The following is a 12,489-nucleotide window of genomic DNA, read 5'->3' as shown; positions in this document are numbered from 1 at the left end:
ATATAAGCACGCATTGTTTCGCACATCGTCGCATTCAAGACAAACTTGCAGCCCTCTTATTACTCGCGAACATGTTGGCGAAAAAACTTATGCTAAAGTCGGCAAAGTGATTTTTATCGCCAAATACAGTAGCTTGCCGGAGCCAATATGGTCGCTAATCGCCAATACCAAGCCCGTCGTCCCAAAAGCGAAAAAAACATTGAACAAAAAGGAAACATCATTAACACGATGCACGCCGAGTGGTTACCAACGATCCTGCAAGGATCGTTCAGCGAAATCTACGTATTGAACTGTAATACCTTACGCTTCGAATATGCCAATCCCACCGCTTTAAATAATCTGCAATACAGTCTGGATGAATTGGCGCAGATGTCGCCGACCTGCGTCGCCAAGAACGTGACGCCAGCGGTCTACTCGCAATTTATCCAAGGTTTGCAGGATGGTAGTAAAACATCTGTCGCGATCAATACCCTACATACGCGCAAGGATGGCACGCACTATCCGATTGAATTCCAGCTGTTCTATTTAGCATCCGATACCGCACCGACCATCATCGCCATCGGCAACGATGTCAGCTCGCGCGACAAATCGGACAAGGCCTTACGTGCAAGCGAATCACGACTCAGCGCAATGGTGTCCAATACACCTGGACTGGTTTATCAATTCCTGCTGTGTGACGATGGGAAGTTCTCCTTCCCCTATGTCAGCGATGGTTGCGAAGCGCTATTGGGAATTACATCCGAAGAATTACATGACACACCATCTCTGTTCGTCGATCTGATTCTTCCTGAAGATAGATCTTCTTATCGCGAGACGATGCGTATCTCTACCTCAGAAATGAGCAACTGGAACTGGGAAGGTCGCATCTGGGTAGAGAAATGGAAAGACATCAAATGGATTAATCTTCGTGCCACGCCACGCGCACTCGATGAGCATAGCGTGCAGTGGGAAGGCATCATGACCAACATCACTGCCAGCAAACTGGAACAGGAAGAGATCATCCGTTCGCGCGCCCAATTGGCAGAGCTGTCAGCTCACGTCGATACCGTAAAAGAAAAAGAGCGCACACGCATTGCACGCGAAATCCATGACGACTTGGGTGGTAATCTGACTGCGATCAAAATGGCACTCGCACTATTAACGCGTCGCCTACCTGTCAAAACACCAGAATTAACAGAGAAAGCCGCCTACGTTGAATCACTAGTCGATCGCACTATAGAAACCGTACATCGCATCGCCGGCGATCTGCGTCCAGGCATACTCGATTTCGGTCTGGTCGCCGCGCTTGAATGGCAAGCCGGCGAGTTCGAGAAGCAATTGGGTATTCCCTGCGAATTCCTGTCCAACAAGGCTGAAATCGATCTGAGCCTGGATCAGGCTACCGCCCTATTCCGTATTTTCCAGGAAGCACTGACCAATATTGCCAAACACGCAAAAGCAAGTCAGGTCAATGTGCAACTGGTTCACACACATCTTTATGTCAGATTAGAGATTACAGACAACGGACGTGGCATCAAGGTCGCAGATCGCACCAAGCCAAAATCATTTGGCATCCGCGGCATGGTAGAGCGATCCGTCGCCATGGGTGGCAGTTTGTCTGTCAGCACAGCACCTAAAGGTGGCACAGTCGTTGCTATCAATGTCCCGTTGCCCAATACCTTGCCGTCTGATCGCATTCAGACGAATAATATTGGACATTAACCGACATAATTTGGTCATATAGCGCTATGCTCGTCCAAAATTTGTCACATTCGGACGAATCGCCACCCAGTATCTGGCGACACGCAGATTCTATAAAAACAGAACAATGACAACGAAGAACGTAATCAAAGTCCTTATTGCTGACGATCATGCGATCGTACGCGAAGGGCTGAAGCAAATTCTGGCAGACACCAAAGACATCATCGTGGCTGGCCACGCAGAAAATGGGATAGAAGCAATCAAGTTATCGCGCGAAGGCGTGTGCAATGTATTACTGCTGGACATCTCCATGCCGGATCGCAGCGGCATCGAAGTGCTCAAACAAGTCAAAAAAGAGTCACCCAAGATCGCCGTTCTCATGCTGTCCATGCATCGTGAAGATCAATACGCAATCCGCTCGCTCAAAGCTGGCGCCTCCGGTTATCTGAATAAGCAAAGTGCACCGGCTGAACTGGTCAACGCCATTCGCCAAGTTGCAACCGGACGCAAGTACATCAGCGCAGCCTTGGCGCAAGAACTTGCCAACCAGATCAGCGACGATCACGAAACGCCCCTGCACGAAACCCTGTCCGATCGCGAATACCAAACCCTGACCATGATTGCTTCCGGCAAAACTGTCAGCGACATCGCCAACGAACTCGTTTTGTCCGTCAAAACGATCAGCATGTATCGTTCCCGCTTATTGCAGAAAATGAAACTGCGCCATAACGCTGAGCTGACGCATTACGCCATCAAGAATCATCTGGTCGAGTAAGCATCAAAAACACCTGCCTTAGAACTTTAGTCTTAACAATGTCTTATCTAATCAACAAGATGCCAACTCCCCGATAAGCCTTCTTTTCAGTCCAGGCCTAGATAAAGCGGCAAAGTGACAATCATTTGCCCACCTAATCCCATCATCAAACTTGTCTGCATAGTTATATTATTCAGAGATAGGCCGACTTCCGGCCAGTCAACGATAAAGAAACGTGCGTGCCTTCATGCAAGACAAGCGAGACAACCCGTCACAAAACCCTGCAGAGATCGCACGCGAAGCTTTCCGTCAACTAGCCGTCCGCAGAATTGCCCCAACGCCCGATGCTTACCGTGCGATCTATGACGAGATCGCCGGCTACGCCATGGAGCCGACTGCAGAAGAAGTTCTGAGCGAATTTGCCACCACCCTGCTTAACGCACCGGATGGTGTCGCCATCATCGGCAAGACCTTGCAGGAAGCAGCGACCACACCTTACTGGCCGGATTACAGCAAAGGCCTGACCCAACTGGTCAAGCATTACCAAACCCAGCTATCCGCGCAAAGCAGCACTACCACTAGTACAGCACCGGCTGTCGTCAACACGACGATGTCATTGATAGACGACCCGCAGCCGCTCATGCTGCGCGACTTGCTGACGCGCACACTCTCGCTCGCAGTTGCCTCTTTGCTGCAAGGTGCACCTGCGCTAGCAGAAGAAGCTGAAGCCTTGGGTCGATCGATCAAGGATGCGCAAACAGAATCAGCGCTCAATGAGGTTTCAGCGCGCCTGAAGCAACTGTGTTTCAAGATTGAATTGCAAAGCGGTGACATGGCAGAACAGCAGGAACTGCTACTTCGCGTGTTTAGACTGCTACTGGAAAATATCAGCAATCTGCTCGAACAAGACTCATGGATGCAAGGACAAATCGAAGCTGTCCGCAATCTGATTTCAGCACCTATTAATGACGTTGCACTCAACGAAGTTATGCGTAGTCTGAAAGAAGTGATCTACAAACAAGGGACTCTGAAACACAGTCTCTCCGACGCAAAAACTTCCGTCAAAAATATGGTCAATACATTTATCGATCGCCTTGCAGACATCGCCAATACCACCGGCAACTACCATCAGCAAATTGACCGTTACTCAAAAGAGATTACGCAGACTGCCGATATCACCAAACTCAACAAGATTCTCGATGAAGTGAAGCGCGAGACGCGTATCGCACAGACCGAGGCGCTGCGTTCGCGCGACATCATCATCGCCGCACGCAAAGATGTCGAAGACGCCGAGGCACGCATCCATAATCTGGAGCTGCAACTGGAACAGATGAGTGAGCTGGTACGCGAAGATCAACTGACCGGCAGTCTCAATCGTCGTGGTCTGGATGATGTACTCGAACGCGAAATGGCACGTGCTGATAGACGGGCCTCGCCACTTTGCATCGCCATGCTTGATCTCGATGACTTCAAGAAAATCAATGACAAGTACGGCCACACTGCTGGTGATGAAGCATTGATCCATCTGGTGCGCGTTATCAAGGAAACACTACGCTCCATGGATATGATCGCCCGTTTTGGTGGCGAAGAGTTCCTGATCGTGCTGCCAGACACGTCGATGGAAGAAGCCATTCAAACCATTACACGCCTGCAAAGAGAACTCACCAAGCAGATCTTCATGCACAACCACACTCGCCTGCTGATGACATTCAGCGCCGGCGTCGCCCTTCGCAATGAAAAAGAAGATCAGCCATCAATGATCAAACGTGCGGACGCTGCCTTATATAAAGCGAAAAAAGCTGGCAAGAACCGTGTCACGGCAGCAGATTAAGGTGTTGGGCTAAGCGCCCAACACCTTTTTACCAACTATTTTCAAAAATAAAATCCCGCGCTATTTATATATTTTCCTCTCACACGCCTTTACTTCCTCACTCCCCGCCGTATTTCCTTTATTTATTTTTATATTTTTTCAGACCCCAGCCGCTTGAAAAGTGACTATTTAAACAACCTCCTTACACGGCAGGAATTTAAAAAAATAAAGGGCAAAATCACATTTTATTTGTTTTAAATATCGATTTATTTCCTTAAAGATTTTCCAGATAGCAACCGTCAAAAGACTTATCTGGCTGCAGTTCGGGCGATACCGGGAAAAAATTAGTTTCAGTCAAGCACTAAACTTTTCCCGGAACCGTCCGATAAAACTTACAACGACGCTGTATATGCAAAACACCGCACACCAGACGTTGAAGTGCTTCAGTCGGACTTCCATCGGACTACTACAGGAGAATCACCATGGCCGCAGTCATTAATACCAACATCTCGTCGCTGAACGCACAACGCAATCTGACGACATCCCAAGCTTCCCTCGCAACTTCGCTGCAACGTCTGTCTTCCGGTTTGCGTATCAACAGCGCAAAAGATGATGCTGCAGGCTTGGCGATTTCTGATCGTATGAGCAGCCAGATCAACGGCTTGAATCAAGCAGCACGTAACGCAAACGACGGCATCTCGCTGGCGCAAACAGCTGAAGGCGGCCTCGGCACCGCATCTGATCTGCTGCAACGTATGCGTACCTTGGCTGTGCAATCGGCCAACGGCACCAACTCCGCATCTGACCGCGCTTCGCTGCAAGAAGAAGTTAGCCAGTTGCAACAAGAATTGAACCGTGTTGCAAACACAACCCAGTTCAACGGCCAAAACATTCTGGACGGCTCCTTGAGCAACGCCCAATTCCAAGTTGGCGCGAACGCAAACCAAACCATCAACTTCTCGATCGCCAGCGCACAAGCTTCTGCTATTGGCAACAATACATTGACTCAAGCAAGTGCCGGTACGATGGTTGACGCACGTTTGGGTACTGCAATTGGTACAATTCCAACAGCCAACAATACAGCTGCTGCAACTACCTTGACGATTCAAGGCAACGGCGCAAGCACTGGCGCACTGGTAGTAACCAATCTGTCGGCAAAAGCAATCGTTGATAAAGTCAACGCCGCTGCAGGTGCAACTAACGTAACAGCTTCAGCTATTACTACCGCGACATTGGACGTTTCTGCACTGAGCGCATTCGGTACTGTTTCGCTGAACTTGCAAGGTGCGCCTACAGCTGCTGGAGCTGCAAATCCAATCTCCATCACTGCAACAGTGACTAGCGCCAGCGACTTGGGCGCGTTGACTAAAGCGATCAACGATCAAGCTGGCTCGACTGGCATTACCGCAATCGCAGATGCAACTACCGGTAAAATTGCGCTGACTCAAGCGCAAGGCTATGACATTGGTGTTGTTAATAAAGGTGCGCAAACTGGCATCAAGGTTTCTGGTGCAGGCACTGCAGATGGCGGTACAGGCACTGCAGTTTCGCTGGTTGCTAGTGGCACTGTCGCCGATGCAGCAGTAGTCGGTGGCAAAGTGACATACAACTCGCCAACATCATTCACGGCTGTTGCTGGCGGTGCTGTTGCGGATGCTGCGATTGTTCAAAAAGCTGGCGCAACAAGCAGCAAGTTGAGCGCGGTCTCTTCGATTGACATCACTTCGATTACCAACGGCATTCCATCCGGCGCTAACGATGCATTGCAAATCATCGACTCCGCTCTGGCTAACTTAAGTTCTTCACGTGCTTCACTGGGTGCGTTGCAAAACCGCTTCACATCAGTTGTCGCTAACCTGAGCACCACCAGCGAAAACTTGAGCGCAGCTCGCAGCCGTATCCTGGATGCTGACTTCGCTTCGGAAACAGCTAACCTGACACGTGGTCAGATCTTGCAACAAGCTGGTACAGCCATGCTGGCACAAGCGAACTCACTGCCTAACGGTGTGCTCGCCCTGCTCCGCGGCTAATCAACAGCAGCTAGCGTAGTAAAAAATGAATCCCCGGCTGCATTTCAGTAGCCGGGGATTCGTTACAACAGGAGTGAATCATGGATATCGGGCAAATCGGTAGCATTGCGAAAGCAAGTATACGAATCGATAATCAATCAGCGCCGATCGCCGGCTCAGTGACCGCCCCGGTCAAAGCTGCATCAGCACCAGTACTTACATCCAGCGCTGTACAACAGCCAGATGCCGCCCTCGCAGAAAGCCAGGTCGGGCCAGCACTAGAAAGCATCAACAAAGCACTGCAAGCCTTATCTTCCAATCTGGAATTTACCGTTGACTCCGACAGTAATCGCACTGTCGTCAAGGTCGTCGATCAACAGACCAAGGAAGTTATTCGTCAGATGCCATCGCTTGAGGCGCTCGAAATTTCCAAAGCATTGGATAAGTTACAAGGTTTGTTGGTTAAGCAAAAAGCATAAATTGCATCAAACAGACGGGTAAATTGCCCTCTAACCTCGGGCTTACCCTAGTCTGCCTTCCTTTATATTATGGTTTTTCTCTAGCAGGAGAAGCAAATGGCCGTTTCATCACTCGGCGTTGGCTCCGGTCTACCCCTCGACACTTTGTTGACCAATATCATGACGGCTGAAAGTCAGCCTCTGACGTTGATGGCGCAAAAAGAAGCAAGTTATCAAGCCAAGCTATCTGCTTATGGCACCCTCAATGGCGCACTCTCTGCATTTCAGACTGCAATGGCCAATCTGGGGAAAAGCTCGACGTTTGATAACCTGCAGACCACGATTGCTGACAAAACGATTTTTAGCGCCACTGCAGGCACCAAAGCTGCATCGGGCCAGTATCAAGTCAATGTCACGCAGATGGCCCAGGCGCACAGCATCTCCACGGCTGGGCAAACCAGTAAAACGGCACTGATTGGTGGAAGTGGCACGACCACACTGACCTTTCAGTTCGGCACAATCAGTGGTGGCACGCTCACTAATGGCACTTACACTGGTGCAAATTTCGTACAAGATGCCAATCAGGCTACCGGCACTGTCACGATCACGGATGGCAACAACTCACTGCAAGGGATACGTGATGCAGTCAACGCAGCCAACATCGGTGTAACAGCGACACTCGTTTCTGACGGTAGCTCTGCGCCTGATCACTTGATCTTCACTTCCAATAAAACTGGCGAAGTCTCCAGCATGAAGATCGATGTGAACGGTGACGCTGCCCTGAAGAATTTGCTGGAATATGACCCTGCCGGCACACAAACTCTGACACAAACCAGCGCTGGACAAAATACACAATTGACGGTGAATGGATTCTTTGTCAATAGCGCAACCAATGAAGTCAAGGAGGCGATTCAAGGTGTGACCTTGAACGTCACCAAAATCGGTACGACTTCGATGACCATCGCAAAAGACACGGCGGCGGTCGAAACGAGTGTCAACGCTTTTGTCAAAGCCTATAACGATCTCAATTCGACTTTGAAGAAATTGACTGGTTACGATCCAACTACCAAAACTGGTGGCTTGTTAGTTGGCGATTCCACTGCCCGTACCATTCAGGATCAATTGCGCAACATGCTTTCATCCTCGCTGCAAGGCTTGAGCAACAGCAATATGTCACTGCCTCAAATCGGCGTTGCCTTTCAAAGAGACGGCACGCTCGCATTGGATTCTGCCAAGCTGAGTAAAGCGATGACCACCAACTACGACGATATCGCAGGTTTATTTGCGACCGTAGGCAAAGCGACCGATAGCTTGATCAACTTCAGCAGTTCCACCTCCGCGACCAAAGCCGGTAGCTACGACATTACCGTCAGCAAATTGGCAACCCGCGCCAATATGACTGGCGACGTCAATCTGAATGCAAGCAGCACCATCATTGCACCAGGTACAAAATTGAGTGTAAAGGTCGACGGTGTCGACGCCAAGATCAATTTAACCGAGGGAACATATACGGCGAAAGAACTTGCTGCAATGGTCCAATCGGCCATCAATGGTGCTTCCGCAATATCAGGAGCCGGTTCCAAAGTGACCGCGACCATCGACAGCAACGGCTTCCTTAATTTGCAGTCCGACCGCTACGGTTCAGCATCCAAAATTACTGTCAACTCGGATTCAGGGACACCTGTAACAGCCTTCCTTGGCACCGTATCAACCGGTACCAATGGCGAAGATGTAGAAGGCACCATCGGCGGTGTTACTGCAACTGGTTCAGGTCAAATTTTGAGCGCAGGTAAAGGATCGGACGCCTATGGCCTCAAGCTGGAAATCGTGGGCGGGACATTAGGCAGCCGCGGCAAAATCGACTTCTCGCAAGGCTATGCAGATCGCTTGAATAAACTGACTGATAACTTCATCGGCACCGATGGCTTGATTGCTGGGAATACAGCCAGTCTGAATAGCAGCATCAAACGCCTTACTGATGATGCAGATGCTTTCAAGTTGCGACTTGTCGACATCGAAGCACGCTATCGCAAACAATTTTCGGCATTGGACACCATGGTTGCCAGCATGCAGGCAACACAAACCTACCTGACGCAGCAACTCGCATCGATTGCTGCAAATACCTACACTGGCAAATAAAATTTCAGGAGATACGGATGTTTGGATCAATGCAAAACGGAGCGAGTGCCTATGCCAAAGTTGGCATGGAAACCGGCGTAATAGCGGCCAACCCACACAAGCTCATCATCATGTTGTTCGAAGGCGCACAAATTGCACTCAACAACGCGTTACAGCAAATGCAGGCAGGAAATATTGCCGGAAAAGGGCAAGCTCTTTCCAAGGCCATCATGATTATTGAAAATGGTCTACGTGCCAGCCTCGACAAATCCGTAGGCGGTGAAATCGCGATCAATCTCGATGCGCTTTACGAATACATGGGCGGACGCTTATTGCTGGCAAACCGCAACAACCAGCCTGAGATCATTCAAGAAGTACAAACCCTTCTGAACGACATCAAAAGCGCGTGGGAAGCTATTGCACCAAATTCCGCAACATCAACACCTGTAACAGAGTTAGCCGGGCAAATACAATCGTCCTCCTACGATGCTCTCGCACCTAACATGCCTCGCTTAATGAAAGCCTGATCGATGATGAACGAACAAGAAATCATTTGTCTTTACGAAAACGTTGCAACGATTACCGATCAGATGCTGGCAGCTGCACGCCTTGGCGATTGGGAAGAATTAACAGCACTGGAACAGCGTTGTGCGGCACAGGTCAGTATCCTGAAAACTGGCGAACCGCCAGTGCCGCTGACCGGAGCGGAGCGTGAGCGCAAAGTTGCGATCATCAAAAAAATTCTGGCTGATGACAAAGAAATCCGCAACATCACAGAACCGTGGATGGCCAAGCTTACTATGCTCATCAATAGTACCGGAACTGAACGCAAGCTCAGTCACGCCTATGGTGCCAATCAATCGAGATAATAGATGCTGCCACGGGCCGACATAACAGGAACCCGGCCCGTAATCTTGATCGAGGCAACCACGCCGTCAACGGCGTTGGGACAAGCCAAACAGGAAACACTAGACCGGCTCATCCAGCTCACGCTTGGTAAAGAATACCAGGCGCAAGTTTTGTCGCGTCTGGCAGATGGCACCTTCCTGGTTAAGGTGGACAATGCGCCAGCCAATATGGCGCTGCCTCCTGGCACCAAGCCGGGCGACATTCTGGATCTAACCTTGCTGGCGATTCAGCCACGCCCTACTTTTTTGCTCGGCAAACCAGATGCCAGTGCCACCACATCTCTCAGCAATGCTGGCCGCTTGATAGGCAATATGCTGCAACTGGCTGAACAAGGTGCGATGCCGACTGCTGTCGTTGGTAAAACACCGCTCGTCGCTACACCCGGCGCAAGTCCACAACAGATCGCTACCGCCTTGCATAGCGCCATTGCCTTCAGCGGACTTTTTTACGAATCGCATGTTGCACAATGGGCTGTCGGCGCGCGTCCAATAGCCGACTTATTCCGCGAGCCACAAGCCAAACGCATCAGTAATACACCGGCTGGAACTACGCAGCCAGCACCAGCAGAGGCAGAAATAGGCAAAAACGACTTGAATCGTTTGATGAGCAACATACGCGAATGGGTCGGCGCAGAACGTCTACCGGATAAATTGCAGGCAACGCAGGCACGCAATCCTGCCATACAGGACAGCGTCGATCCCATCGTTGGCAAACAACAGGAATTGTCGGGAATAGAAAGCGTCAAGCTCATCAGCTTGCAGCTCGACACACTGGAACAACGCCGCGTGATGTGGCAAGGTGAACTCTTCCCCGGTCAGCCGCTGGAATGGGAAATTGAAGAAGACGCTCCAGAAAAAAACAAGGATCAAGCCGAGGCTGAACCAGCCTGGAACAGCACTGTGCGCTTTTCCCTGCCAACGTTAGGTTCTGTCTCAGCGACCATTCGCCTGATCGGCGATCGCGTTCAGGTACAGGTCAATACAGCCAATCCAGACACAGCAACCGCATTACGTACACACGGCGATTCACTGGCCGAGGCATTGGGTGCAGCAGGCTCAAAGCTGGAATCCTTATTGGTAAAACAGGATGGATAAGGCCACGCCACCAGCCAAAGCCGTTGCAATCGCCTATCAGAGTGGCGATTCGGCACCGCGTGTCGTCGCCAAAGGACGTGGTGCCATAGCAGAACAGATTATCGAGCGCGCCAAAGAACATGGCGTTGCAATCCATGAATCGAAAGAGTTGGTGGCACTATTATTGCAAGTTGAGCTGGATGATCACATCCCGCCTGCCCTGTACCGAGCGGTAGCTGAACTTCTGGCGTGGTTATATCGCGTCGAAGCCGCTCAACAGCGCGGCGGCAATGTATCATAGCCAACTGTAATTTTTGCTACCAATGAATTACACCTAGTTTTGAAGAAATAATAATGACACTTGTAAGCGATCACGATAATGATGCATTGAACCCTTATCGGGTTAACTCCCGTCGGGAAGTAATCGCTTTGCTGCGCAGCATAGGTGAACGCAATCAGCTCGTCAGGATGGTCATTAATCATGGCGTGGATACGATCGTAACATCCATCCTCAAGATTGATGAAGCCAACAACACTGTTTTGCTTGACTGCGCCCCTACGGCTATCATGAATCAGCGCGTTCTCGATAGCAAAAAGTTATCGTTTGAAACTGTTCTAGAAAACATTCGTATTCTTTTCACCTCTCCCACAGCAGAAAGCTGTATATACGAAGGCCTTCCTGCTTTCATTATCCCTTTGCCGGAAAGTGTCATTCGTCTGCAACGGCGGGAGTTCTATCGCGTCCCGACTCCGCTCACGACGCCGGTGTCTTGCACCATTCCAGTCACAGTGGATGGAGTAACTACCGAAGTTATCACCACGCTGCACAATATCAGCGGCGGCGGCATATCGATCGTCGATGAAAAGAAGTTGCTCGATGCGACTCAAGGCCTCATCTACAAAAATTGCAAGATCGATTTACCAGGCAGCGGCGTCATCACTGTCACACTGCAAGTACGTAATTTGCTGGAATTGACTCTGACCAACGGCAAGAGCATCAATCGGATTGGATGCGAGTTCACGAATCCATCCAACGGCACGCTGGCGGTCGTACAAAAGTACATTACCAAGATAGAAAGAGAACAGAACGCGAAGGCAACCGGACTCGGTTGATGTAAAGCGGAAATAAATCGAAGATAAAACGAGGAAGATACGATGCCGCGCAAGGCGGCATGTTTATAGCACTACAACAGTGTCACACTTGCATGTTCATGATTTCCTGATACGACGATACCAGCTTGTTACGCACCTGTACCGTTGCCTGAAATGAAATACTCGCCTTCTGCATCGATATCATCACATCCGACAGATTGACACTGTCATCACCGGTAGAAAATTTCTGTCCCAGTTTATCTGCACTATTTTGGGCACTGGCGACGTTATCCAGCGATGCTTTCAGCGCTTGCGAAAAATCGACACGCGTCGCCGATTTTTCCGTCTGCGCCACCCCGGCCAAGGGATTAACGTCAGGCTGAGCGCGCGCTGCAGCAGCTTTAAGCTGCTTAACCATAGCGTCTATCGCGCTTGAATCAATTCCACCAACTTTCATCATTCTCTCCATCTAGTTGCTTGCGGGCACTATACTTGCCTAAACTGAGTGACTCGGGTGCCTCGCACAGGTGTGTTCAAACTACCTCGACAAGTTATCACGCTGTCTAATTTGAATCGCTCTGATAAG

Annotated in this window: 12 protein-coding genes; 11 read left to right on the top strand and 1 reads right to left on the bottom strand. The window is 50.1% G+C overall.

Translation table 11 applies throughout. From position 1 onward, the window contains the following. The first annotated feature begins 147 nt into the window (after window positions 1-147). From AC07N2_RS12685 to AC07N2_RS12635, 11 genes are all read left to right on the top strand, one after another. On the top strand, window positions 148-1,701 hold the full coding sequence (locus tag AC07N2_RS12685) for a PAS domain-containing sensor histidine kinase (RefSeq protein WP_494778583.1): 1,554 nt from the start codon (window positions 148-150) through the stop codon (window positions 1,699-1,701). Window positions 1,702-1,807: 106 nt separating this feature from the next. Then, window positions 1,808-2,455: a response regulator gene (locus tag AC07N2_RS12680; RefSeq protein WP_494778582.1), complete on the top strand. Its 648-nt coding sequence runs from the start codon at window positions 1,808-1,810 to the stop codon at window positions 2,453-2,455. A 226-nt stretch (window positions 2,456-2,681) separates the two neighbouring features. Then, a complete protein-coding gene (locus AC07N2_RS12675) occupies window positions 2,682-4,265 on the top strand; it encodes a GGDEF domain-containing protein (protein ID WP_494778581.1) in 1,584 nt (527 codons plus the stop codon). A 461-nt stretch (window positions 4,266-4,726) separates the two neighbouring features. Then, entirely contained in the window at window positions 4,727-6,274 is a 1,548-nt protein-coding gene (locus AC07N2_RS12670) for a flagellin N-terminal helical domain-containing protein (RefSeq protein WP_494778580.1), read from the top strand. Between the two features lie 80 nt (window positions 6,275-6,354). Beyond that, window positions 6,355-6,732 carry a flagellar protein FlaG gene (locus AC07N2_RS12665; protein WP_494778579.1) on the top strand — a complete coding sequence of 126 codons (378 nt, stop codon included), beginning with the start codon at window positions 6,355-6,357 and terminating at the stop codon, window positions 6,730-6,732. A gap of 96 nt (window positions 6,733-6,828) precedes the next feature. After that, window positions 6,829-8,850 (top strand): flagellar filament capping protein FliD, encoded by a 2,022-nt coding sequence (fliD, locus tag AC07N2_RS12660; RefSeq protein WP_494778578.1) that lies wholly within the window; start codon window positions 6,829-6,831, stop codon window positions 8,848-8,850. 17 nt (window positions 8,851-8,867) lie between these two features. Further along, window positions 8,868-9,356 (top strand): flagellar export chaperone FliS, encoded by a 489-nt coding sequence (fliS, locus tag AC07N2_RS12655; RefSeq protein WP_494778577.1) that lies wholly within the window; start codon window positions 8,868-8,870, stop codon window positions 9,354-9,356. Between the two features lie 3 nt (window positions 9,357-9,359). Then, a complete protein-coding gene (locus AC07N2_RS12650) occupies window positions 9,360-9,698 on the top strand; it encodes a flagellar protein FliT (RefSeq protein ID WP_494778576.1) in 339 nt (112 codons plus the stop codon). 45 nt (window positions 9,699-9,743) lie between these two features. After that, on the top strand, window positions 9,744-10,832 hold the full coding sequence (fliK, locus tag AC07N2_RS12645; RefSeq protein ID WP_494778575.1) for a flagellar hook-length control protein FliK: 1,089 nt from the start codon (window positions 9,744-9,746) through the stop codon (window positions 10,830-10,832). Then, window positions 10,825-11,112, top strand: a complete 288-nt coding sequence (locus AC07N2_RS12640) for an EscU/YscU/HrcU family type III secretion system export apparatus switch protein (protein WP_494778574.1) — start codon at window positions 10,825-10,827, stop codon at window positions 11,110-11,112. The genes fliK and AC07N2_RS12640 overlap by 8 nt, the downstream gene beginning before the upstream one ends. A 53-nt stretch (window positions 11,113-11,165) precedes the next feature. Further along, window positions 11,166-11,924 carry a flagellar brake protein gene (locus AC07N2_RS12635; protein WP_494778573.1) on the top strand — a complete coding sequence of 253 codons (759 nt, stop codon included), beginning with the start codon at window positions 11,166-11,168 and terminating at the stop codon, window positions 11,922-11,924. 82 nt (window positions 11,925-12,006) lie between these two features. On the opposite strand, the gene fliE is transcribed toward AC07N2_RS12635, so the two are convergent. Next, window positions 12,007-12,360 carry a flagellar hook-basal body complex protein FliE gene (fliE, locus tag AC07N2_RS12630; protein WP_076591596.1) on the bottom strand — a complete coding sequence of 118 codons (354 nt, stop codon included), beginning with the start codon at window positions 12,358-12,360 and terminating at the stop codon, window positions 12,007-12,009. Window positions 12,361-12,489: the final 129 nt, after the last annotated feature.

The organism is Herminiimonas sp. GW821-FHT09C12, assembly GCF_059416385.1.
Note: the sequence above shows the minus strand (reverse complement) of the source record. Positions and strands in the feature narration are given on the sequence as shown.

Excerpts from the sequence above, each read along its gene's own strand:
- AC07N2_RS12685 (WP_494778583.1), top strand. The coding sequence starts at position 148 with ATGGTCGCTAATCGCCAATACCAAGCCCGTCGTCCCAAAAGCGAAAAA.
- AC07N2_RS12680 (WP_494778582.1), top strand. The coding sequence starts at position 1,808 with ATGACAACGAAGAACGTAATCAAAGTCCTTATTGCTGACGATCATGCG.
- AC07N2_RS12675 (WP_494778581.1), top strand. The coding sequence starts at position 2,682 with ATGCAAGACAAGCGAGACAACCCGTCACAAAACCCTGCAGAGATCGCA.
- AC07N2_RS12670 (WP_494778580.1), top strand. The coding sequence starts at position 4,727 with ATGGCCGCAGTCATTAATACCAACATCTCGTCGCTGAACGCACAACGC.
- AC07N2_RS12665 (WP_494778579.1), top strand. The coding sequence starts at position 6,355 with ATGGATATCGGGCAAATCGGTAGCATTGCGAAAGCAAGTATACGAATC.
- fliD (WP_494778578.1), top strand. The coding sequence starts at position 6,829 with ATGGCCGTTTCATCACTCGGCGTTGGCTCCGGTCTACCCCTCGACACT.
- fliS (WP_494778577.1), top strand. The coding sequence starts at position 8,868 with ATGTTTGGATCAATGCAAAACGGAGCGAGTGCCTATGCCAAAGTTGGC.
- AC07N2_RS12650 (WP_494778576.1), top strand. The coding sequence starts at position 9,360 with ATGATGAACGAACAAGAAATCATTTGTCTTTACGAAAACGTTGCAACG.
- AC07N2_RS12640 (WP_494778574.1), top strand. The coding sequence starts at position 10,825 with ATGGATAAGGCCACGCCACCAGCCAAAGCCGTTGCAATCGCCTATCAG.
- AC07N2_RS12635 (WP_494778573.1), top strand. The coding sequence starts at position 11,166 with ATGACACTTGTAAGCGATCACGATAATGATGCATTGAACCCTTATCGG.
- fliE (WP_076591596.1), bottom strand. The coding sequence starts at position 12,360 with ATGAAAGTTGGTGGAATTGATTCAAGCGCGATAGACGCTATGGTTAAG.